The sequence below is a fragment of the Flavobacterium sp. genome, from assembly GCF_031423415.1.
In the GTDB taxonomy this organism is placed as follows: Bacteria; Bacteroidota; Bacteroidia; order Flavobacteriales; family Flavobacteriaceae; genus Flavobacterium.
In genome coordinates this window covers 1-1,316 of sequence record NZ_JANPFL010000105.1, presented here as the reverse complement: position 1 = coordinate 1,316, position 1,316 = coordinate 1, and the positions used below count along the sequence as shown (strand labels likewise).

Genomic DNA, 1,316 nt, shown 5'->3' with positions numbered 1-1,316 from the left:
CAAAATTGGCGAAACCGAATACGGAATAGGTTGGTTGCCTATGGGCGGATACGTAAAAATTGCTGGAATGATCGACGAAAGTATGGACAAAGAGCAACTAAAACAAGAACCGCAACCTTGGGAATACCGAAGCAAACCGCCCTACCAACGATTGATAATCATTTGCGGAGGCGTTATTGTAAACTTCTTTTTGGCTTGGTTTATTTACACAATGTTGCTGTTTAATAATGGCGATAATTATGTCGATAACACAAAATTTACAAACGGAATTGCTGTCGATTCTACAGGAAATCTTGTAGGTTTAAAATCAGGAGACAAAATCTTGAAAGTAGATGGAAAAGTGCAATCGAAATTTGATCAATTGCCATTAGAAATTTTATTTGGCGATAATGTAACCGTAAATCGTGAAGGAAAAGAAATCACATTCGACCTTAACGACGAAGGAAAACGTGACGTAATAAAAAGCAAAGGACAAGGTTTCTTGGCGCCAAGAGTAGAAACCGTTGTAGATTCAATTATGCCAAAATCGCCAGCAATGTTGGCGGGATTAATTAAAGGAGATAAAATTGTTGGATTAAACGGAACAAAAACTCAATTTTTTGACCAATTTGGAACTGCTTTAAGCAAATCTAAAAAAGATTCAATTGCAATAAATATAATAAGAAATGGTCAAGAATTAACCTTAAAAACTAAGGCTGATAAAGACGGAAAGATTGGTTTTTATCCAAGTATGGAATTATTAAAAAGTGCCATTGTAACCAAAAATTTGTCGTTTGTAGAAGCTATTCCAGCTGGCTTTACAAAAACAATTGCAACATTAACTGGACAAATTAAACAATTCAAACTTATTTTTAATACCAAAACAGAAGGCTACAAACAAGTTAGTGGACCGCTTAGAATGTTCAAAATTTTTAAACCAACTTGGGATTGGACATTTTTCTGGAATTTTACAGCAATGTTTTCGATTTGGTTGGCATTTTTGAATATTTTGCCAATTCCAGGACTAGATGGCGGTCACGCAATGTTTATTTTGATAGAAGTAATCACAAGGAAAGCACCAACCGAAAAAACACTAGAAATTGCACAAACCATTGGCGTTGTGATACTTTTGTCGTTAATGGCATTGGTTTTCGGTAACGATATTTGGCATTTGATAATGGATAAATAAAATATTTTAAAAATAAATTATAATTTGTTTGCAATAACAAGAAATAATCATATCTTTGCACCGCTTTAAAAGTGAAACACACTTTCCTTCTTAGCTCAGTTGGTTAGAGCATCTGACTGTTAATCAGAGGGTCCTTGGTTCGAGCCCA

1 protein-coding gene is annotated in these 1,316 nt (G+C 34.6%); it reads left to right on the top strand.

The genetic code is table 11. The features are described from left to right. Positions 1 to 1,168 (top strand): RIP metalloprotease RseP (gene rseP, locus RMO83_RS09390; RefSeq protein WP_310559423.1); only part of this gene is annotated, 1,168 nt, incomplete at its 5' end. Positions 1,169 to 1,316: the final 148 nt, after the last annotated feature.